This is a genomic window from Aeromonas sp. sif0611, assembly GCF_019218845.1.
Lineage (GTDB): Bacteria > Pseudomonadota > Gammaproteobacteria > Enterobacterales > Aeromonadaceae > Aeromonas > Aeromonas media.
Genome location: NZ_JAHUWU010000002.1, coordinates 720810 through 740341, shown reverse-complemented (window position 1 = coordinate 740341; position 19532 = coordinate 720810). Strand labels below are relative to the sequence as shown.

Below are 19532 nucleotides of genomic sequence, written 5' to 3'. Positions count from 1 at the left end.
TGTCGACCATCGTGAACCCTGCCCATGCGCTACCACATTCTGGTTGTTGAAGATGATGCGGTGACCCGCGAGAAGCTGACCGGCTATTTCGAGCGGGAGGGCTATCGGGTAACGGCGGTCGAAAATGGCCAGGAGATGCGGACCGTGCTGGCGGAGCAGACGGTCGATCTGGTGATGCTTGATATCAACCTGCCGGGGGAAGATGGTCTGCTGCTGACCCGTGAACTGCGGGCGCGCAGCACGGTGGGGATCATTCTAGTCACCGGCCGCAGCGATGCGGTGGACCGGATTGTCGGCCTCGAGATGGGGGCCGATGACTATGTCACCAAGCCGTTCGAGCTGCGGGAGTTGCTGGTGCGGGTCAAGAATCTGCTGTGGCGGATTTCACTGGCGGCCGCCGCGCCGAGCGAGCCTGCGGTCGTTGACGATGCGGTGCGCTTTGGCCCCTGGCGTTTTGATATTCCCCGCCGCCAGCTCAGCAAAGACGGAGTGCCGGTGCGCCTAACCAAGGCCGAATATGAAGTGCTGGTGGCCTTTGTCGCCCATGCCGGGCGGGTGCTCAGTCGGGAGCGGATCCTGACCCTCATCAGCCATCGCGGCGATGGCCCGAGCGATCGCACCATAGACGTGTTGATCCGGCGGCTGCGCGGCAAGATGGAGCCGGATCCGCGGGATCCCCAGCTGTTTGTCACCGTCCATGGTGAAGGCTATCTGTTTGCCGGCGAGATAGTCTCCTGACTCCGTTGCGGTGGCCTTGACCTGTTTGACCGGGTATCAGACCGGCGGGCGGGTATCAAATTGCGGGCAGTCGTCGCCAATCTGGTGCCAGGGCGCCTTGGAGCCGACAAAGATGTGAAATGCAGGCCGTTGGCTCGGCACATCGTCCAGCACCCCGAGGCGCAGATTGATCTTGCCGCTGCTGCTCTTCTGGCTGAACAGGCTGGAGCCGCAGTGACGACAGAAAGCCAGGGTGGTCTCTGCCGATTTCCGGTAGCGGCTGATGGCATCAATGCCCTTCACAATGGTGACCTTGTTGCCATCCAGTCCGCCGACCGAGGCGTAATCTCCCCCTGAAAACTTGCGGCATTCGCTGCAGTGGCAGTTCCCCATATAGTCGAACTGATCCGGCAGGATCAGGGCAACGGCGCCGCACAGGCAGCTGGCATGTAACTCTTTCATCTCTTCTCCTTGAGTGTGCTAATCGGATTTGGAACGGCTATTCGACCCGATAGACGGGACGAAAAGCGCCATCCGAGAGGGAATCGGCAGGGTCGGCAAGCGGTGCAGACAGCGTCAGAATGGGTGGTCCCATCACCCGCGGGCACTGCTCGGCATTGGCATCAGGGTGTTGCAGCAGGTAGACCGCCTGAGCGACCGCAAGGCGCCCCTGCAGCCGCATCTGATCGCTGTTGGCGGCCAGGATCTTGCCCCGGCGCAGGCCCCGCTGTACCCCGTGGCTAAAGTAGGTGCTCAGCACCTGAGGCCTGTCGAGATGGCGCTGCGCCAGCTCGTTGACCGCCACTTCGGCGGCGATGGCACCGCCCACCAGATAGTCGAGGTCGGGATAGCGGGCCAGCGTCTGCTGCACCAGCGTGCGCTGGATTTCCCGGCTGTTGTCGCCGCGCTCGGTGGTGACCAGCTTGATGGCGCTCCCCTTGATGGCGTCGGCAAAGCCAGGTTCGACGAAGTTGTTGCCGCCACTCGCCTGCGGGCCAGGGAAGAGGGCGACCGAGACCGGCTTGCTGCCGGCGGGGTGGCGCTGCGCCAGCCAGTGGCCAATCTGCCAGCCCATTTGGTACCAGGAGACCCCCACCTTCGCCTGCACCAGACCGCTGGGCAGATCGTTGACCAACCCAAAGACCGGCAGCGGCGTGACCTTGATGGCCTCGCGCAAGCCCTGATAGCTCACCGCGCCGAGCAAGATGGCGTCGCTCCCTTCCTGCACGCAGCGCTGCAACTGCTGGCGCTGCTCGGCGAGGGCGCCGTAACCCCCTGCTTCGTGGATCTGCAACTTGACTCCCAGCCGCTTCGCTTCGTCCACCATGCCCTGATTGACCGAGAGCCAGTAGGCGTCGCGCAGATGGGGGTAGAGGGCACAGAGGGTCAGCGGTTTGGTTGCCGCAGCGGGTTCCGGCCACTGCTGGCGCACCGGCTGGCCGCTGAATTCGCCGCCAGGCCAGAGATCGACTGCAAAGGCGAGGGCGGTGCGAGGAAGCGTGAGCAACCACATAAGCAACAGCAGGGAGAGATAGACGCTTCGCATGGTCAGGGGTTTTGTTAAAGTGTTGGGCCATATTATCCGGTCAAAGCCGACCACAACCAAGGTGCTGAGCGTGAGAATCTTTTCCGGCCTGGGTGGCAAGTTGCTGCTGGCCTTCTCCCTGATGGCGTTGCTGACCCTGAGTGCCTCCCTGCTGGGCTGGGTGGGGCTTAGCCATCTGCGCCAGCTGGAGCAAGGGGTTCAGCAGACTCTGGCCGATCAGGAGCTGGCACGTACGCTCTCTCGCCTCAGCGGCGAGATCCAGAGCGCGTCGAGGCTGCTGGCCACCGCAACCAGCGAGCAGGAGCGGGAGCATCAGGGACGCCTGCTCACCCTGCAGGGGCAACAGCTTCAACAGGTGCTGGCGCAACTCGGCCGTGGGCAGGGTTCAACAAGCCTCGATCAGCTCAGCCAGAGCATCATCGGCAATCTGGGTCAGCAGGGTTGGCTGGTGGGAGAGCGACTGACCCTGATGGGGCAGGGCGAGGCGCAGCGCGCCCGTCTGGTGGCGGCGGCCGGGCAGATCGCCGAGCTGGCGCGCAGCCAGATGGAGAACGCCGAAACCGTGATGGTGGCGGGATTGGGTTCCCTCTACCAACAGCAAGGTGCGCAGGCGACCCGGACGCTGGACCGCCTGCTGGAGCAGGATCTCGACTGGCTGGAGCAGATGACCGAGCTGCGTCATCGCACTCTGATGCAGCAGCAGCGCATCGAAGAGATGTGGCGCAGCGAACGGCAGGAACAGTTGCAAACGCTATTGCAAGAGGGGCAGCTGGAGCTGGCCATCTTGCAACTGCGGGCCGGGGCGGTGACGGATCCGGCCCGCCGGCAGGGGGTGGAGCAGGCGCTGACCGTGCTGGCGCAGAGCGACAAGCTGGTGCAACTGCGTAGCGACTGGCTCGGCAAGGGGGAGGCGCTGCGGGTGCTGGCCAATGCCAATGAGGCCCTGATGAGCAGCCTCAACCAGCAGGTGGGTGAGCTGGTCAGCCGTGCCCGCGATTCGCTGGGGCAGAGCCAGCAGGCGTTAAGTCAGCGCCTCAGGCTGCTGGAGCAGGCGTTGATGGGCATTGGCCTGCTCACCCTGGTGCTGCTGATGCTGCTGATGTGGCGCATGGTCTACGGCCGCATCGTCTGGCCGCTGCAACGGGCGGTAGCGGGGATGAGCCGGTTGGCGCACGGGGATCTGGCCCCTCTTGAGCCGATCGCTGGGGCGGGCCGCGATGAGCTGGCGGAGCTGGGACGGGCCTTGCAGGTGTTTCGTGACAATGCGGTGGAGCTGGGCCGCTATCAGCGCGAGCTGGAGTCGCGGGTCGAGGAGCGCACCGGCCAGCTCAGCCACGCCAACCTGCGGCTCAATGAGGAGGTTGAGAAGCAGCGGCAGGCACGCGCCGAGGCGGAACAGGCCAATCGGGCCAAGTCGGTCTTTCTCGCCACCATGAGCCACGAAATTCGCACCCCCATGAACGGCATTCTGGGGGGCCTGACCCTGCTGGAGGACACCCATCTCAGCGAGACCCAGCGGCGCTATCTCGCCGCCATAGAGCACAGCGGCGAATCCCTGTTGGAGATCCTCAACGACATTCTCGATTACTCCAAGATCGAGGCGGGCCACGTGGAGGCGCGCCGGGAACCCTTTCCGCTGCATCAACTGGTCGATGAGCTGAGCGCGCTGTTCCGACCAAAGGCAGAGGCCAAGGGGGTCACCTTGGTGCTGGAATATGCGCCCGAGCTTGCGCCGGTGGTCGAGGGGGACCTGGGCAAGCTGCGTCAGGTACTCGCGAACCTCTTGGGCAACGCGGTCAAGTTCACCGCCAGGGGGCGGATCTGCCTCGAGGTGAGTCCCCTCCCATGCGGCGGCCCCTGCGCCGAGCCCTGCATCCTGTTTGTGGTGAGCGATACCGGCCCCGGCATTCCTGAACATGAGCAGGAGGCGGTGTTCGAGGCGTTCCGCCAGCGCAAGCGGGACATGGGGCATCAGGGGGGAACCGGACTCGGGCTTGCCATCAGCCGCAAGCTGGTGGCCGCCATGGGGGGAGATCTGCGTCTCGTCAGCCGGCCCGGAGAGGGTTGCCGCTTCAGCTTCAGTCTGCCCCTGCAACGCTCGGCCGCCCAGCTGCCGGCCGCGGCCCAGCCGCTGCACCTCGGCCAGTCCCGCGAGATCCTGCTGGTGGAAGACAACGAGATCAACCGGCTGGTGGCGCAGGGCATGCTGACTCGCCTGGGTCATCGCGTCACCCTGGCGGAAGATGGTCGCAGCGCACTGGCGCGGGTGACCGAGCGTCCCTTCGAGCTGGCGCTGCTCGACATCAACCTGCCCGACATGGACGGGATGACGCTGCGCGAGGATCTGGCCGCCATCAGCGAGGAGGTGCACGAGCGGCCGCTGCCCGCCATCGCCATCTCGGCCCAGATGTACCCCGAGGATATCCGCCTCTGTCTGGAGGCGGGCTTTGCGGACTTTGTCGGCAAACCGGTGCGTCTGGCGGCGCTGGCCAGTGCCATAGACCGTCAGTTCTTGGGAGAGAGGGTGCAGGCCCTGCCGGGCGCGAGGGAGGGCATTGTCAGCCTGCCGGCCCCCCAGGCCGCCAACCTAGTGCTGGACGCCGACCTGGCCTTGCTCGGCAGTCAGCGCATCCGCCAGCTCATCGGGCTGTTCGAATCCCAGGGGGCGGCTCTGGTGGCCGCATTGGTGCGGTGCGAGGGGGAAGAGCGCAAGGGGATGGCCCACAAGCTCAAGGGCAGTGCCCTGGCGCTCGGGCTGGATGACTTTGCCGCGCAGTGCGCCGCTCTGGAGGCGGGTGACGCTGATCCGGCCGGGCTGGCCGGGGAGTTTGATGCGGCGGTGGCGATGCTGAAGGCGTGGCAGGAGAAGCACCTGACGACCCCGGCATGAGCCTCAACCTGGTCTGTTGCCGACGGCTGATCCGCCCGTACTCTCTTTACATTTCGTCCCGATAGAGTGCCTGCTTGCAGCGGGGGCAGATGTGCTGGCGCCGGTAGTCGGCCTGGTGCACCACGCCCACTTCGAGCTGCTGATGGTGGCCGCAATGGATGCAGAAGATGAGGTCACCATCGATGGCCTCTGGATGGGCCGCCAGGTATTGCGCCCGGGTGGGCAGTGTCTCCCAGCGGGTGGTGCAGGTACCCTTGCGACTGCCGGTGTAGTAGACCCAATAGAAGATGGCAAAGACCGAGACAATCACAAACAGCATCAGGTGATCCATCGTGGAGTTCCCCCTTGTGGTGAGAGAGGCACACGCAGGGCAGTGATGTGACCCTGTGCGCCAAAGGACCCTGCCGTTGTCAGCTCATGGCCGCTCGCCAGGCTTCGCAACCGCGGTGCCGTCTAAAGATGTTATCTGTTAGTAAATGCTATATCCATGATCTGGCTCTGGTTTTGCCCTTCAATGGGGAGGACTCGGAGGGCGGGTCAGACAGGAGCGCCGGGCGCCCCAGGAGGGGCCGAGCCGACGGAAGGGGCGCAGGCCCCGCGGAAGGCAAGGGGAAAGAGGGGTGTCCGGCTTCGAAAATTGCGACGTATTTTACATTTTATAAACAAGTTTTTGGGTGGTTGGACTGTCTCTTTGATCCAGCTCACGTTACAATGCGCGGGCCCACTTCACCTATCGCGCAAACGATTTTCAGGAGATAAACGGATGTTGAAACGTGACATGACCATCGCCGGCTATGATCCAGAGCTGTGGCAGGCCATCACAGACGAAACCCGTCGTCAGGAAGAACATATCGAGCTGATCGCGTCTGAGAACTACACCAGCCCCCGTGTCATGGAAGCCCAGGGCTCCCAGTTGACCAACAAGTACGCTGAAGGCTACCCGGCCAAGCGTTACTACGGTGGTTGCGAGTACGTCGACGTGGTCGAAACCCTGGCCATCGAGCGCGCCAAGGAACTGTTTGGTGCCACCTACGCCAACGTGCAGCCGCATTCCGGCTCCCAGGCCAACAGCGCCGTCTACATGGCCCTGCTGCAGCCGGGTGACACCGTGCTGGGCATGAACCTGGCCCACGGTGGTCACCTGACTCACGGCTCCCCGGTGAACTTCTCCGGCAAGCTGTACAACATCATCCCCTACGGCATCGATGAGTCCGGCAAGATCGACTACGACGAGATGGAGCGCCTGGCCGTCGAGCACAAGCCGAAGATGATGATCGGTGGCTTCTCCGCCTACTCCGGTATCGTTGACTGGGCCCGCATGCGCGAAATCGCCGACAAGATCGGTGCCTGGCTGTTCGTTGACATGGCCCACGTGGCCGGTCTGATTGCCGCGGGCGTCTACCCGAACCCGGTGCCCCACGCCCACGTGGTCACCTCTACCACCCACAAGACCCTGGCCGGTCCCCGTGGTGGTCTGATCCTCTCCGCCGCCGACGATGAAGATCTGTACAAGAAGCTGAACTCCGCCGTCTTCCCGGGTGGTCAGGGTGGTCCGCTGATGCATGTCATCGCCGGCAAGGCCGTAGCCTTCAAGGAAGCACTGGAGCCCGGGTTCAAGACCTATCAGGCCCAGGTCGTCAAGAACGCCAAGGCCATGGCCGCTACCTTCATGGAGCGCGGTTACAAGATCGTCTCCGGCGGTACCGACAACCACCTCATGCTGGTTGACCTCATCGGTCGTGAGCTGACCGGTAAGGACGCCGATGCCGCACTGGGCAAGGCCAACATCACCGTCAACAAGAACTCGGTGCCGAACGACCCGCGCTCCCCCTTCGTCACCTCGGGTGTGCGGATCGGTACCCCGGCCATCACCCGCCGTGGTTTCAAGGAAGCCGAGTCCATCGCGCTGACCAACTGGATCTGCGACGTGCTGGACAACCACGACAACGACGCCGTGCTGGCCACCGTTCGCGAGAAGGTGCTGGACATCTGCCGCCGTTTCCCTGTCTATGCCTGATCGGCCGGACAGTCTGGTTTGAGATCAATGCCACCTTCGGGTGGCATTGTTTTTTGCGGCGTTCGGCAACACGAGAGGGCCTGATGACTCTGAACTGCGAAGAGAATAGCCGGCAAGGCAAAGTAGCCATGGCCAGTGAACAGCAAGACAAGGCGCTGGAGGCGGCGCTCAGGCAGGCGATCCGCGCCCAGTATCACTTTCGCCCCAGCGAACAGGGACTGCTGGCATGGGACGTGCGCCGACTGGTGCGGCTGAGCCGAGCGCTGCCGGTGCAGGCGGTGGCGCTCGGCGAAATTGCCGAGCTCGACCAGGTGCACTGGTACGGCCATGGTGCCGCCAGCCCCACGGTACGCAGCGTGGTGGAGCACTGCCAGTTGATGATGGCGGCCGATCTCGCCTATCCCATCCTGCTGGACAGCGCCGGCCGGGTCATGGATGGCATGCATCGGGTGGGCAAGGCATTGATGCTGGGCCACAGCCATATCGAGGCGCGCCGCTTTGTCGTTGATCCGGCGCCCGACTATCAGGGTTGCGACCCCGATGCCCTGCCTTATGACGACTGAGCCAGGTTGATTGGATGATTAGGGCGAACATCGGAAACACTATTTTTTCAAGAGATGGATTGCAGGAGATAGCTCAGTGAAGAGAGTGCTAGAGATTCGAAACTATCGGCTCAAAGCCGGGAGTCGAGCGATTTTTCATGCGTTGGTGGCAGAGCAGAGTTTGCCTTTACATCGTGAGTGGGGAATGGATGTGGTGAATCACGGACCCTCCCTGCATGATCCGGACGTTTATTTCTTGATGCGGGCTTACGATGACCTTGAGGAGTTGAACCGTTCACAGGCGGCATTCTATGCAACTGAAGCATGGCGGAGAGGTCCGAGAAAAGCCATTGTCGAGTTGATCGAGAGCGACGCAAATACTGTGCTCTGGTTGCCTGATGTAGCCATTGATGCACTCCGTGGCTGCTGATGACATCTGTAGCATCCCTTGTTTTCACGGGCTTTTACCGGTTCTGGATGGCCGTGCTACACTGGCCGGCCTAGAGCCGGCCCCCGGGGCAGGCGCCCTTTTCCGTCAACGCCGGAGGTCCGATGCATTGCCCTTTCTGTAGTGCGGTAGATACCAAGGTGATCGATTCCCGTCTGGTGGCAGAAGGCCACCAGGTGCGCCGCCGTCGTGAATGCCTGCTCTGCCACGAGCGCTTCACCACTTTCGAGATGGCCGAGCTGGTGATGCCCCGCGTCATCAAGTCCAACGGTTCCCGCGAGCCGTTCAACGAAGACAAGCTGCGGGCCGGCATACTGCGGGCGCTGGAGAAGCGGCCGGTGAGCATGGAGGCCATCGAAAAGGCGGTCAACCACATCAAGTCCCGTCTGCGCGCCACCGGCGAGCGCGAAGTCGCGTCCCAGCTGGTGGGTAACCTGGTGATGGATGAGCTCAAGAGCCTGGACAAGGTGGCCTATATCCGCTTTGCCTCCGTCTACCGCAGCTTCGAAGACATTCGCGAATTTGGCGAAGAGATCGCCAAGCTGGAGAAGTAACGTTTCCTTCCCCCAGGGCAGGATGTTTTGTCAGAGGAGCCCAGATGTTTAGTCAAGACGATTACCAATGGATGAGCCGGGCCCTCGAACTGGCCCGCCGAGGTCGTTACACCACGGCCCCGAACCCCTGTGTCGGTGCCGTGCTGGTGAAGGCCGGCGTGGTGGTGGGGGAGGGCTGGCACAAGCGGGCTGGTGAGCCCCATGCCGAAGTCTATGCCCTGCATGCCGCCGGTGAAGAGGCTCGCGGCGCCACCGCCTATGTGACTCTGGAGCCCTGCTCCCATCACGGCCGCACCCCTCCCTGTGCCGAGGCGCTGATCAAGGCCGGGGTGACCCGGGTGGTCGCCGCCATGGTGGATCCCAATCCCCAGGTGGGGGGACGCGGGTTGCGCATGTTGTCTGAGGCGGGCATCAAGACCGACTTCGGCCTGCTGAGCGCCGAGGCAGAGGCCCTGAACCCCGGCTTCTTCAAACGGATGCGCACCGCCTTCCCGCAGGTAACGGTCAAGCTGGGGGCCAGCCTGGACGGTCGCACCGCCATGGCGAGCGGCGAGAGCCAATGGATCACCTCTCCGGAGGCGCGCCGCGACGTGCAGCGGCTGCGTGCCCGCCACGATGCGGTGCTCTCCAGCGCCGAGACGGTGCTGGCCGACGGCGCCTCCCTGACCGTGCGCTGGGACGAGCTGCCGGCCTCGGTCAAGGCAAGCTACCCCAAAGAGACGTTGCGCCAGCCGCTGCGGGTCATCGTCGACTCGCAAAACCGGCTGACCCCGGACCTGCCCCTGTTCCAGAGCGGGGGCCCGGTGCTGCTGGCCCGTCACAAGGTCGACGGGGAGTGGCCTGCCTGGGTGCAGCAACTGACCCTGCCGCTGCTGGATGGCAAGCTGGATCTGGTCAGCCTCTTCATGCTGCTGGCCAAGCAGAACATCAACTCTGTGCTGGTGGAGGCGGGCCCCAGGCTGTGCGGCGCCCTGCTGGCCAAGGGGCTGGTGGACGAGCTGGTGCTCTATCAGGCTCCCAAGCTGTTGGGGGATGAGGGGCGCGGCCTGTTCCACCTGCCGGAGTTGACCCGGCTGTTCCAGGCCCCCAAGCTCACTCTCAAGGATGTGCGCATGGTTGGGCCGGATATTCGCATTACCGCCAAAATAGCCTGATTTATCAATGTTCAAGGGGGCAGTACCTGCCCCCGTCATCAGCAAGGTGATCTGCATGTTTACCGGAATTATCGAAGCCATGGGCACCCTGGCCGCCCTGCACCGTCAGGGGGATGACATGGCCCTCACCGTCCATGCCCCGACCCTGGACTTTGGCGACGTCAAACTGGGCGACTCCATCGCCACCAACGGCGTCTGCCTGACCGTGGTGGCCCTGGGGGACAAGAGTTACACCGCCGACGTCTCCCTTGAGACGCTCTCTCGCACCGGTTTTGCCGAGGCCAGGGTGGGGGATCCGGTGAACCTCGAGAAGGCGCTGATGCCGAGCTCCCGCCTCGGTGGCCACCTGGTCTCGGGCCACGTCGATGGCATCGGCGAGGTGAAGAGCAAGTCCAGCAGCGGCCGCGCCATCGAGTACTGGATCAAGGCACCGGCAGCGCTCTCCCTCTATATCGCCGAAAAGGGCTCCATTGCGGTGGATGGCATCAGCCTGACGGTCAACGCCGTGCAGGGGGATCTCTTTCGCCTGACCATAGTGCCCCACACCGCCCAGGAGACCACCATAGCCCGGTGGAAACCGGGTCATCGCGTGAACCTCGAGGTGGATCAAATCGCCCGCTATCTGGAGCGGCTGATGCAGGGGAGGGGACAGGATCAGGAGCAGAACGCATCCAGTCTGACCCTGGAAAAGCTGGCCCAGTCCGGTTTCCTGTGACGCGACACGGTGCGGGAAAAACGCTTTTCTGTGATCCCGCTCCGATTGAAATGGGGCCTAGCGCCCCCATCTAGAGCACAATAGGCAGTATCAAGCCGAGCCGGCAGGCTCAACCCCCCAAGCATGTTGATGGAGTAGCCCATGGCGCTGAGCACAACCCAGGAAATCATTGCCGATATCAAGGCAGGCAAGATGGTGATCCTGATGGATGACGAAGACAGGGAGAACGAAGGGGACCTCATCATGGCCGCCTCCTGTGTCCGTCCGGAAGATATCAACTTCATGGCGCGCTACGGTCGAGGCCTCATCTGCCTGACCCTGACCCGGGATCGCTGCAAGCAGCTGGCGCTGCCGCTGATGGTTGACCGCAACAACGCCCAGTTCTCCACCGCCTTCACCGTGACCATAGAAGCGGCCGAGGGGGTGACCACCGGCATCTCGGCCGCCGATCGCGCCGTCACCGTGCAGGCTGCTGTCGCGCCGAACGCCAAGGCCGCCGATCTGGTGCAGCCCGGCCACATCTTCCCGCTGATGGCGCAGGATGGTGGCGTGCTGACCCGTGCCGGTCACACCGAGGCGGGTTGCGATCTGGCCCGTCTGGCGGGTTACGAGGCGGCCTCCGTCATCGTCGAGATCCTCAACGAGGATGGCACCATGGCGCGCCGTCCGGATCTGGAAGTCTTCGCGGAGCAGCACGGCATCAAGCTGGGCACCATTGCGGATCTTATCGAGTACCGCAACCAGCACGAGACCACGGTAGAGAAGGTGGCCGAGTGCAAGCTGCCCACCGAGTTTGGCGAGTTCGACCTCGTCACCTTCCGCGACACCATCGACAATCAGGTGCACTTCGCCCTGAAGAAGGGGGAAGTGAAGGCCGACCAGCCGACCCTGGTGCGGGTCCATCTGCACGACGTGCTGAGCGATCTGCTGCTGACCGACCGTCACGCCGCCCGCAGCTGGCCGCTGCCCAAATCCATGGCCCGCATCGCCGAAGAGGGCGGTGTGCTGGTGATCCTGGGGGCAGAATCCCATGGCGAGGAGCTTCTGGCCCGGGTCAAAGGGTTCGAGGCCGCCGACAAGGGGCTGCAACCGGAAGGGGCCAAGTGGCAGGGCACCTCGCGCCGGGTCGGCGTGGGCTCCCAGATCCTCAAGGCGCTCGGCGTCGGCAAGATGAGACTGCTGAGCTCGCCGAAAAAATACCATGCCCTCGGCGGTTTCGGTCTGGAAGTGGTGGAGTACGTCGGCGAGTAAGCATCTTGGTACTTGCTTGATGAAGTACCATCGCCCCGCCTGCGGGTTCGACCCGGAGGTTGTGGAATACGTCGGTGAACAAGCCCCTCTGACGGGGTGAATGACGATCATGGCCGCTCGTTGCGGCCATGGTTTTTTGTCGCGGCTCTGTTGTGCTAGAATGCGTGCACTTTTGGCCCCGGCCCCTATTGATTGCACAGAGACAGGATTTCCAATGAAGATTATCGAAGGGAATATCGCCGCTCCCGAGGCGCGTGTTGCTATTGTCGTTGCCCGTTTCAACAGCTTCATCAATGACAGCCTGGTGAACGGTGCGGTAGACGTACTGAAGCGTCAAGGCCAGGTCCAGGACAGCAATCTCACCCTGGTACGCGTGCCGGGTGCCGTCGAAATTCCCCTGGCAGCCAAGAAGCTGGCCAAGAGCGGTCAATACGACGCCATCGTCGCGCTCGGCACCGTCATCCGTGGCGGCACCTATCACTTCGAACTGGTGGCGAGCGAGAACGGCAAGGGGCTGGCCCAGGTGATGATGGAGTATGACATTCCCGTCGCCTTCGGCGTACTGACCACTGAAAACATTGAACAAGCCATCGAGCGCGCCGGTACCAAGGCGGGTAACAAGGGTGCAGAGGCTGCACTGAGCGCGCTCGAAATGATCAACGTCCTGAAACAGCTGGACGTGTAACGAGGAGAAGTACATTGAAACCGTCCGAGCGCCGTAAGGCCCGTCATTGCGCCACCCAGGCCATCTACCAGTGGCAGATGACCCAGGCAAACGTGGGCGACATCGAAGAGCAGTTCAAGATCGATCAGGACACCAAGGGTGTGGACCTGAGCTATTTCCGCGATCTGCTGTTCGGGGTAGCGGTCCACTGCAACGAGCTGGACAAGGTGTTCTCACCTTTCCTCTCCCGTCCGCTGGAAGAAGTGGACATGGTGGACAAGGCGATCCTGCGTCTGGCGACCTACGAGCTGACCCGTCGTGATGATGTGCCGCCGCGCGTGGTGATCAACGAAGCGATCGAGCTGGCCAAAGCCTTCGCCGCCGATGACAGCCACAAGTTTGTCAACGGCGTACTGGACAAGGTGATCAAGACGCTGCCCAAGCGTTGATCCCGTCGTCCGTTAGCATTTAAGAGAGGAGCCAGCTTATTGCTGGCTTTTTACTGTATGGGTGAATTTGAGCTGATTGAGAAGTACTTCAAGGTCCCCCACGCCCGCAAGGACGTGGTGATGGGCCCAGGGGATGACTGCGCCCTGCTGACCCTGCCCCCCGATACCCAACTGGCGGTGAGCACCGACACCCTGGTGAGCGGCGTGCACTTCTTCCCGGACATGGATCCGGTGGATCTGGGGTACAAGGCGCTGGCAGTCAACCTCTCCGATCTCGCCGCCATGGGGGCCGAGCCGCGCTGGGTCTCCCTGGCACTGACCCTGCCCGCCGTCAACGAGGCCTGGGTCGCGGGCTTTGCGGAAGGGTTCCTCGAGCTCGCCGAATATTACAACGTGGCCCTGGTGGGGGGGGACATGACCCGCGGGCCACTCTCCATCACCGTCTCGGTGAAGGGATCCGTGCCGACCGGTCGCGCCCTGATGCGCAGCGGCGCCAGGGTGGGGGACGGCATCTATGTCACCGGCACCCTGGGGGATGCGGCCCTGGCCCTCTCCCACTTGCTGGGCAAGCGTACCCTCAACGAGAACCAGCTGGCGGCCGTGCTGCCCAGGCTCGATCATCCCCATCCCCGCATCCTGGCCGGTCAGGCCTTGCGCGGGCTGGCGAGCAGCGCGCTGGATCTCTCCGACGGCCTGGCTTCCGATCTCGGTCATATCCTCAAGGCGTCCGGCGTGCGGGCCCAGATCGATCTCGACCTGCTGCCGCTCTCGCCCGTGTTGCAGGACGCCGTGCCCGCACGGGATGCCTGGCAGCTGGCGCTGGCCGGCGGCGATGACTACGAGCTCTGCTTCACCGTGCCGCAGGAACATCACGGTGCCCTGGACACGGCGCTGGCCAACTGTGGCGTCAGATTCACCCGCATCGGCCGCATCCAGGCCGGCGACCCCGGCATCGACTACGTGCAGGGTGAACAGCCGGTCGAGCTTCATCTCAAGGGCTGGGATCACTTCGCATGAGCTTTTTCAAGATAAGCCCCGAACTGAAAAACCTGAGCCTGAAGAACCCGCTCCACTGTCTGGCGCTGGGTTTTGGTGCCGGCCTCTCCCCCAGGGCGCCGGGCACCATGGGGACCCTGGTGGCCATTCCGCTCTACCTGCTGGTGAGCGGCCTGCCGACGCCCTGGTTCATCGCCCTGCTGGCGGTGGGGTTCGTGGCGGGCATTCGCATCTGCCAGGCGGCCACCGATGCCATCGGCATGCCGGATCACGGCGCCATCGTCTGGGACGAGGTGATAGGGTTCGGCGTCACCATGATAGCGGCGCCCGCCGGCTGGGAGTGGGTGCTGGCCGGCTTCGTCCTGTTCCGGCTGTTCGACGTGCTCAAGCCCTGGCCCATCTCCTGGTTCGATCGCCGTATCCACGGTGGGCTAGGCATCATGCTGGACGACCTCATCGCCGGTCTGTTCGCTTTGCTCTGCATGCAGCTGCTGGCCCGCTGGTAAGGCGGGTCGGCGATCACGGCCGTCATGGCAGGCCTGGCCCTCGCTGCCGCGCAGTTTCATCGTCTGTCTGCCCGCTCTTTTCATACAATTAAGCTTCAGGCGCAGTTCCTTGATGGGACTGCGCCTTTTTGTATGCAATCCCCCCGCCTTGTCCGGTGATGGCGCATTGGGCTCTGGCAGATCATTCTGAGTTGACCCTATTTATCCCTGCTTAGTTTTCCTTCATCCAGATATGCTGCCGTTAAAAAATCATTTCACATAAATATTCACTACTCATTCGAAGCTGCGTAGTCTGCATTGAATAGTGGATTCGATTGCTTGTTACATCTTTGTTGAAATTTAAATAAGCTAATCTATCGCGTTGCCATCACAATCTCTGTTAGTGTGATATTTATCGACATTTTTCGCCTGTGGCGAGTGCGTTATCTGCGCAAAGTATTGCGAAATTGTATAACTGGATCATTTACACCTGCGGGCAAACCGACTAACTTACTCGCGGGTTATTCCAAAAAAATGCAAAAAACCCGCCCGGATCGCTGGTTTGGCCGCCTCATGGATTGAGTGTTTACTGCACAAGACAAGCTCTCAACATACATACCAAGGCACAACCAGCATCTGCGGCTGATTTACGGACGAATTATTTGGGACGGATGTCCCCCGCAGAGGTAACCATGTCCTTGCTCGAAGTGAAAAACTTGCGGATCGAGTACCCCTCCCGCTATGGGGTGCTGGCCGCGGTCAAGGATCTCTCTTTTTCCGTGGAAAAAGGCGAGATCGTCGGCGTAGTCGGTGAATCAGGTGCCGGCAAGTCCACCATAGGCAATGCCGTCATCGATCTGTTGAGCCCGCCCGGCCGCATCGCCCGTGGCGATATCTACCTCAACGGTGAGCTCATCTCCGGCAAGAGCCAGAACGAGATGCGGGCCATTCGTGGCTCCCGTATCGGCTTCATCTTCCAGGATCCCATGACCTCCCTCAATCCGCTGTTCACCGTTGAGCAGCAGTTGGTGGAGACCATACTGGCCAATACCGATCTCAATCGCGAGGCGGCCTTTGCCAAGGCCCTCGAGCTGATGGGGGCGGTCGGGATACCGCAGCCGGAAGTGCGCATCAAGCAGTACCCGCACCAGTTCTCCGGTGGCATGCGCCAGCGGGTGGTCATCGCCATCGCGCTGTCGGGGGATCCCGAACTCATCATCGCCGATGAGCCGACCACGGCGCTGGACGTTTCCATTCAGGATCAGATCCTCCAGCTCATCCGCAACCTCTGCAAAGAGCGTCAGGTAGGCTGCATGCTGGTGACCCACGACATGGGCGTGGTCTCCAACGTCACCGACAAGGTGGCGGTCATGTACCGCGGGGATCTGGTGGAGTTCGGCACCACCGAACAGGTGCTGGGTCGCCCCAGCCACCCCTATACCCGCAGCCTCATCTCGGCGGTGCCCCGTTCCGATGTGAAGCTGGTGCGCTTCCCCCTGGTCTCCTACATCGAGGATGCCGGTGCGCCGGATCTCAGTATCGATCTCAAGACCCACTGGCTCGGCCAGAGTCAGGACGAGCGCAGCTATGAAGGTGCCCTGCTGCGGGTGGAGAACGTGGATCTGAAGTTCGTCACCAAGGATTCCATCTTCCCGAGCCGCCGTCAGTATGTGCGTGCCTGCAACAACATCAGCTTCGAGATCTTCGAAGGGGAGACCTTCGGTCTGGTGGGGGAGTCGGGCTCCGGCAAATCCACCATAGCGCGTGCCATCACAGGCCTCTATCCGCCCGATACCGGCAAGATCTTCTTCGAGGGGATCGATCTCACTGCCTTGAAAGGGGAGCATGAGCGCCGCCCGCTGCGCCGCCAGATGCAGATGGTGTTCCAGAACCCTTACTCCTCGATGAACCCGCGCATGAAGGTGCGTGACATCATCGCCGAGCCGATCCGCTTCCACAAACTGGCGAGCAGCGAGAGCCAGATTGAGGGCATAGTGAGCGATCTGCTGGATCACGTCGGCCTCGGCCGCGGGGCCGGGGTCAAGTATCCCCACGAGTTTTCCGGTGGTCAGCGCCAGCGCATCTCCATTGCCCGCGCCCTGGCGACCCGGCCGCGCTTCCTTATCTGCGACGAGCCCACCTCGGCACTGGATGTCTCGGTGCAGGCCCAGATCCTCAACCTGCTCAAAGACTTGCAGCAGGAGCTTGGGCTGACCATGCTGTTCATCAGCCACGATCTGCCGGTCATCCGCCAGATGTGCGATCGCATCGGCGTGATGCAGCACGGTCACCTGGTGGAGGTGGCGGAGACCGAAAAACTGTTTACCAATGCCGGGCATGAGTACAGCCGCAAGCTGATCTCCCTCATGCCGGAATTTAAGGGAATGTCCCGCGAGGGGCTGGAAATCGCAAGCTAGGAAAGCACCGGCTCGCCGGTTTGTCTGTCAATAAAAAGCCAAAAGCATGGAGAAAGACATGAAGAAAGGATTATCCAAGATCGCCATGGCGCTGTTCGCCGCTGGTCTCGCGTTCAACGTTTCTGCCGCCGACATCAAGGTTGCCGTCGCCTCCGACGCCACCTCGCTGGACCCGCAGGAGCAGCTCTCCGGTCAGACCCTGGAGATGTCTCACCTGGTGTTCGATCCCCTGATGCGTTACACCCAGGATCTGCAATTCGAGCCGCGTCTGGCCGAGAAGTATGAGCGCATCGACGACAAGACCGTCCGCTTCCACCTGCGCAAGGGTGTCAAGTTCCACTCCGGCAACGACTTCACCGCCGATGACGTGGTATGGACAGTCAACCGTCTGAAGGCCTCCCCGGACTTCAAGGCTATTTTCGACCCCATCGCCGAAGCCAAGAAGGTGGATGACTTCACCGTGGATCTCGTCACCGCCAAGCCGTTCCCGCTGGTGCTGCAGACCGTCACCTACATCTTCCCGATGGACTCCAAGTTCTACAGCGGCAAGGATGAAGCCGGCAAGGACAAGGCCGCCATCGTCAAGAACGGTGACTCCTATGCCTCTACCCACGTTTCCGGTACCGGTCCGTTCAGCGTCAAGTTCCGCGAGCAGGGCGTGAAGCTGGAATATGCCCGCAACGCCAACTACTGGGACAAGGCCTCCAAGGGCAACGTCCAGAACCTGACCGTGGTGCCGATCAAGGAAGATGCGACCCGCGTAGCCGCCCTGCTGGGTGGTGACGTGGACATGATCTACCCGGTTGCCCCGAACGATCTGGAGCGTGTGAAGAACGGCAAGGATTCCCAGCTGGTCACCCTGTCCGGTACCCGTGCCATCATCATCGAGCTGAACCAGAACACCAACCCGGCGCTGAAAGACAAGCGCGTGCGTCAGGCGATCAACTACGCCATCAACCAGGTGGGCATCGTCGACAAGATCAACAAGGGCTTCGGTACCCCCGCTGGCCAGCTGAGCCCGAAAGGCTATGCCGGTTACAACGAGGCGCTCAAGCCCCAGTATGATCTGGCCAAGGCCAAGGAGCTGATGAAGGAAGCCGGTTACGAGAAGGGCTTCAAGATGACCTTCATCTCCCCGGCTGCCCGTTACGTCAACGACGTCAAGATCGCCCAGGCTGTTTCCGCCATGCTGTCCAAGATCAACATCAAGGTGGATCTGAAGACCATGCCGGTGGCCCAGTACTGGCCCGAGTTTGACAAGTGCGCCTCCGACATGCAGTTGATCGGCTGGCACTCCGACACCGAAGACAGTGCGAACTTCTTCGAATTCCTGACCTTCACCAAGGATGCCAAGACCGGCATGGGTCAGTACAACTGCGGCGGTTATGCCAACGCAGAAGCTGACAAGATGGTGATGGAAGCGAACACCGAAACCGATCCGGCCAAGCGTGCCGCCATCCTGCAGAAGGTGGAAGCCATGCTGATCGACGACGCTGCCTACGTGCCCTTGCACTGGGAAGACCTGGCCTACGGTGCCAAGAAGAACGTCGACATCAAGCCTGTGGTCAACGTGATGAACTTCCCTTACCTGGGTGACCTGGTGGTCAACAAGTAAGTGAAGCGCTAAGGAAGGACCTGGCGGGGCGCCCATGGGTGCCCCGCCATTAACAGAAGCCTGTGCCAAGACACAGGCCACGTAGAAGGACAAGCATGTTTACATTCCTGCTGAAACGGTTCTATCAGGCCGTGATAGTGATGTTCGTCATCAGCCTGGTCGCCTTCTCCATCCAGGACAACCTGGGGGATCCGCTGCGCGAGCTGGTGGGACAATCCGTCTCCGAGTCCGTGCGCCAGGAGCTGCGCGACAAAATGGGCCTCAACGATCCCTTTTTGGTGAAATACAGCCGCTTCTTGCAGAACGCGGTGCAAGGGGATCTGGGCACCTCCTATTTCTTCAAGCGACCGGCCCTCGAGGTGATCCTCGACAAGCTGGTGGCTACCCTTGAGCTGGTGTTTGCCGCTGCACTCATCATCGTCGTTGTCTCCATTCCGCTGGGGGTTTATTCGGCGATAAGACCGCGCAGTTTCCTGACCAAGCTCATCATGGCGGTGAGCAGCATCGGCATCTCGATCCCGGTCTTCCTGACCGCCATCATGCTGATGTACCTCTTCTCCATCCAGCTCGGCTGGCTGCCGGCCTATGGCCGTGGCGAGACCTACAACCTGCTGGGCTGGGAGTCGGGCTTCTTCACCTGGGATGGCATCAAGCACCTGATCCTGCCTGCGGTGTCCCTCTCCTCCATCATGCTGCCGCTGTTCATCCGGCTGGTACGCTCCGAGATGCTGGAACAGCTCTCCTCCGAGTACGTGAAGTTCGCCCGTGCCAAGGGGCTGGACAACAACAAGGTCTACTACCAGCACGCCCTGAAGAACACCATGCTGCCGGTCATCACTGTCGGCGGCGTGCAGATCGGCACCATGGTGGCCTACACCATACTGACCGAGAGCGTGTTCCAGTGGCCGGGGACGGGTTTCCTGTTCCTCGAGGCGATCCACAGGGTCGATACTCCACTGATCACCGCTTACGTCATCTTCGTGGGCCTTATCTTCGTGGTGACCAATACCCTGGTCGACCTGCTCTACGGGTTCATCAACCCGACCGTCAACCTGACCGCCAAGGGGTAACA

Annotated in this window: 19 protein-coding genes; 16 read left to right on the top strand and 3 right to left on the bottom strand. The window is 62.0% G+C overall.

Annotated elements, in window-relative coordinates:
- Nucleotides 1-24: 24 nt before the first annotated feature.
- Complete coding sequence (gene torR / locus KW824_RS08310; RefSeq protein ID WP_218409506.1) at nucleotides 25-738, top strand: two-component system response regulator TorR; 714 nt, start codon at nucleotides 25-27, stop codon at nucleotides 736-738.
- Between the two features lie 36 nt (nucleotides 739-774).
- Here torR and KW824_RS08305 read toward each other — a convergent pair whose 3' ends face one another.
- Together KW824_RS08305 and torT are read right to left on the bottom strand one after the other, a co-directional pair.
- Entirely contained in the window at nucleotides 775-1179 is a 405-nt protein-coding gene (locus tag KW824_RS08305; protein ID WP_218409505.1) for a GFA family protein, read from the bottom strand.
- Between the two features lie 37 nt (nucleotides 1180-1216).
- The gene (torT, locus tag KW824_RS08300) at nucleotides 1217-2263 is read right to left on the bottom strand and encodes a TMAO reductase system periplasmic protein TorT (protein WP_218409504.1); all 1047 of its coding nucleotides are present in this window, start codon (nucleotides 2261-2263) and stop codon (nucleotides 1217-1219) included.
- A 70-nt stretch (nucleotides 2264-2333) separates the two neighbouring features.
- On the opposite strand from torT, the gene torS reads away from it, so the two are divergent.
- Nucleotides 2334-5153, top strand: a complete 2820-nt coding sequence (gene torS, locus KW824_RS08295; protein ID WP_218409503.1) for a TMAO reductase system sensor histidine kinase/response regulator TorS — start codon at nucleotides 2334-2336, stop codon at nucleotides 5151-5153.
- A gap of 46 nt (nucleotides 5154-5199) precedes the next feature.
- Here the strand turns inward: torS and KW824_RS08290 are convergent, their stop codons facing one another.
- On the bottom strand, nucleotides 5200-5484 hold the full coding sequence (locus KW824_RS08290; protein ID WP_218409502.1) for a hypothetical protein: 285 nt from the start codon (nucleotides 5482-5484) through the stop codon (nucleotides 5200-5202).
- Nucleotides 5485-5916: 432 nt separating this feature from the next.
- On the opposite strand from KW824_RS08290, the gene glyA reads away from it, so the two are divergent.
- The 14 genes from glyA to KW824_RS08220 all read left to right on the top strand — a co-directional run bounded on the left by glyA (nucleotide 5917) and on the right by KW824_RS08220 (nucleotide 19530).
- Nucleotides 5917-7170 (top strand): serine hydroxymethyltransferase, encoded by a 1254-nt coding sequence (glyA, locus tag KW824_RS08285; RefSeq protein ID WP_171273380.1) that lies wholly within the window; start codon nucleotides 5917-5919, stop codon nucleotides 7168-7170.
- 128 nt (nucleotides 7171-7298) lie between these two features.
- Nucleotides 7299-7733, top strand: coding sequence for a hypothetical protein (locus KW824_RS08280; RefSeq protein ID WP_161507820.1), 435 nt, complete (start codon nucleotides 7299-7301; stop codon nucleotides 7731-7733).
- A 76-nt stretch (nucleotides 7734-7809) separates the two neighbouring features.
- On the top strand, nucleotides 7810-8142 hold the full coding sequence (locus KW824_RS08275; protein ID WP_218409501.1) for an NIPSNAP family protein: 333 nt from the start codon (nucleotides 7810-7812) through the stop codon (nucleotides 8140-8142).
- 122 nt (nucleotides 8143-8264) lie between these two features.
- A complete protein-coding gene (gene nrdR / locus KW824_RS08270; protein ID WP_010675395.1) occupies nucleotides 8265-8714 on the top strand; it encodes a transcriptional regulator NrdR in 450 nt (149 codons plus the stop codon).
- 44 nt (nucleotides 8715-8758) lie between these two features.
- A complete protein-coding gene (gene ribD, locus KW824_RS08265; protein WP_218409500.1) occupies nucleotides 8759-9868 on the top strand; it encodes a bifunctional diaminohydroxyphosphoribosylaminopyrimidine deaminase/5-amino-6-(5-phosphoribosylamino)uracil reductase RibD in 1110 nt (369 codons plus the stop codon).
- A gap of 55 nt (nucleotides 9869-9923) precedes the next feature.
- Nucleotides 9924-10583, top strand: coding sequence for a riboflavin synthase (locus KW824_RS08260; protein WP_218409499.1), 660 nt, complete (start codon nucleotides 9924-9926; stop codon nucleotides 10581-10583).
- 141 nt (nucleotides 10584-10724) lie between these two features.
- Nucleotides 10725-11834, top strand: coding sequence for a bifunctional 3,4-dihydroxy-2-butanone-4-phosphate synthase/GTP cyclohydrolase II (gene ribBA, locus KW824_RS08255; protein ID WP_218409498.1), 1110 nt, complete (start codon nucleotides 10725-10727; stop codon nucleotides 11832-11834).
- A gap of 214 nt (nucleotides 11835-12048) precedes the next feature.
- A complete protein-coding gene (gene ribE, locus KW824_RS08250) occupies nucleotides 12049-12519 on the top strand; it encodes a 6,7-dimethyl-8-ribityllumazine synthase (RefSeq protein WP_005326596.1) in 471 nt (156 codons plus the stop codon).
- A 14-nt stretch (nucleotides 12520-12533) separates the two neighbouring features.
- Nucleotides 12534-12947 (top strand): transcription antitermination factor NusB, encoded by a 414-nt coding sequence (nusB, locus tag KW824_RS08245; protein ID WP_025326032.1) that lies wholly within the window; start codon nucleotides 12534-12536, stop codon nucleotides 12945-12947.
- Nucleotides 12948-13004: 57 nt separating this feature from the next.
- Nucleotides 13005-13964, top strand: a complete 960-nt coding sequence (thiL, locus tag KW824_RS08240; protein ID WP_005326601.1) for a thiamine-phosphate kinase — start codon at nucleotides 13005-13007, stop codon at nucleotides 13962-13964.
- Complete coding sequence (locus KW824_RS08235) at nucleotides 13961-14449, top strand: phosphatidylglycerophosphatase A (RefSeq protein ID WP_218409497.1); 489 nt, start codon at nucleotides 13961-13963, stop codon at nucleotides 14447-14449. The genes thiL and KW824_RS08235 overlap by 4 nt, the downstream gene beginning before the upstream one ends.
- 671 nt (nucleotides 14450-15120) lie before the next feature.
- Nucleotides 15121-16845, top strand: coding sequence for an ABC transporter ATP-binding protein (locus KW824_RS08230; RefSeq protein WP_041205187.1), 1725 nt, complete (start codon nucleotides 15121-15123; stop codon nucleotides 16843-16845).
- Nucleotides 16846-16903: 58 nt separating this feature from the next.
- Nucleotides 16904-18460: an ABC transporter substrate-binding protein gene (locus tag KW824_RS08225; RefSeq protein ID WP_106887629.1), complete on the top strand. Its 1557-nt coding sequence runs from the start codon at nucleotides 16904-16906 to the stop codon at nucleotides 18458-18460.
- A gap of 95 nt (nucleotides 18461-18555) precedes the next feature.
- Nucleotides 18556-19530: an ABC transporter permease gene (locus KW824_RS08220; RefSeq protein WP_005326609.1), complete on the top strand. Its 975-nt coding sequence runs from the start codon at nucleotides 18556-18558 to the stop codon at nucleotides 19528-19530.
- Nucleotides 19531-19532: the final 2 nt, after the last annotated feature.

Coding starts and splice junctions, on each gene's coding strand:
- torT (WP_218409504.1), bottom strand. CDS start 2,263: ATGCGAAGCGTCTATCTCTCCCTGCTGTTGCTTATGTGGTTGCTCACG.
- KW824_RS08305 (WP_218409505.1), bottom strand. CDS start 1,179: ATGAAAGAGTTACATGCCAGCTGCCTGTGCGGCGCCGTTGCCCTGATC.
- KW824_RS08225 (WP_106887629.1), top strand. CDS start 16,904: ATGAAGAAAGGATTATCCAAGATCGCCATGGCGCTGTTCGCCGCTGGT.
- torR (WP_218409506.1), top strand. CDS start 25: ATGCGCTACCACATTCTGGTTGTTGAAGATGATGCGGTGACCCGCGAG.
- glyA (WP_171273380.1), top strand. CDS start 5,917: ATGTTGAAACGTGACATGACCATCGCCGGCTATGATCCAGAGCTGTGG.
- ribE (WP_005326596.1), top strand. CDS start 12,049: ATGAAGATTATCGAAGGGAATATCGCCGCTCCCGAGGCGCGTGTTGCT.
- thiL (WP_005326601.1), top strand. CDS start 13,005: ATGGGTGAATTTGAGCTGATTGAGAAGTACTTCAAGGTCCCCCACGCC.
- KW824_RS08230 (WP_041205187.1), top strand. CDS start 15,121: ATGTCCTTGCTCGAAGTGAAAAACTTGCGGATCGAGTACCCCTCCCGC.
- KW824_RS08220 (WP_005326609.1), top strand. CDS start 18,556: ATGTTTACATTCCTGCTGAAACGGTTCTATCAGGCCGTGATAGTGATG.
- nrdR (WP_010675395.1), top strand. CDS start 8,265: ATGCATTGCCCTTTCTGTAGTGCGGTAGATACCAAGGTGATCGATTCC.
- KW824_RS08280 (WP_161507820.1), top strand. CDS start 7,299: ATGGCCAGTGAACAGCAAGACAAGGCGCTGGAGGCGGCGCTCAGGCAG.
- ribD (WP_218409500.1), top strand. CDS start 8,759: ATGTTTAGTCAAGACGATTACCAATGGATGAGCCGGGCCCTCGAACTG.
- KW824_RS08290 (WP_218409502.1), bottom strand. CDS start 5,484: ATGGATCACCTGATGCTGTTTGTGATTGTCTCGGTCTTTGCCATCTTC.
- KW824_RS08235 (WP_218409497.1), top strand. CDS start 13,961: ATGAGCTTTTTCAAGATAAGCCCCGAACTGAAAAACCTGAGCCTGAAG.
- ribBA (WP_218409498.1), top strand. CDS start 10,725: ATGGCGCTGAGCACAACCCAGGAAATCATTGCCGATATCAAGGCAGGC.
- KW824_RS08260 (WP_218409499.1), top strand. CDS start 9,924: ATGTTTACCGGAATTATCGAAGCCATGGGCACCCTGGCCGCCCTGCAC.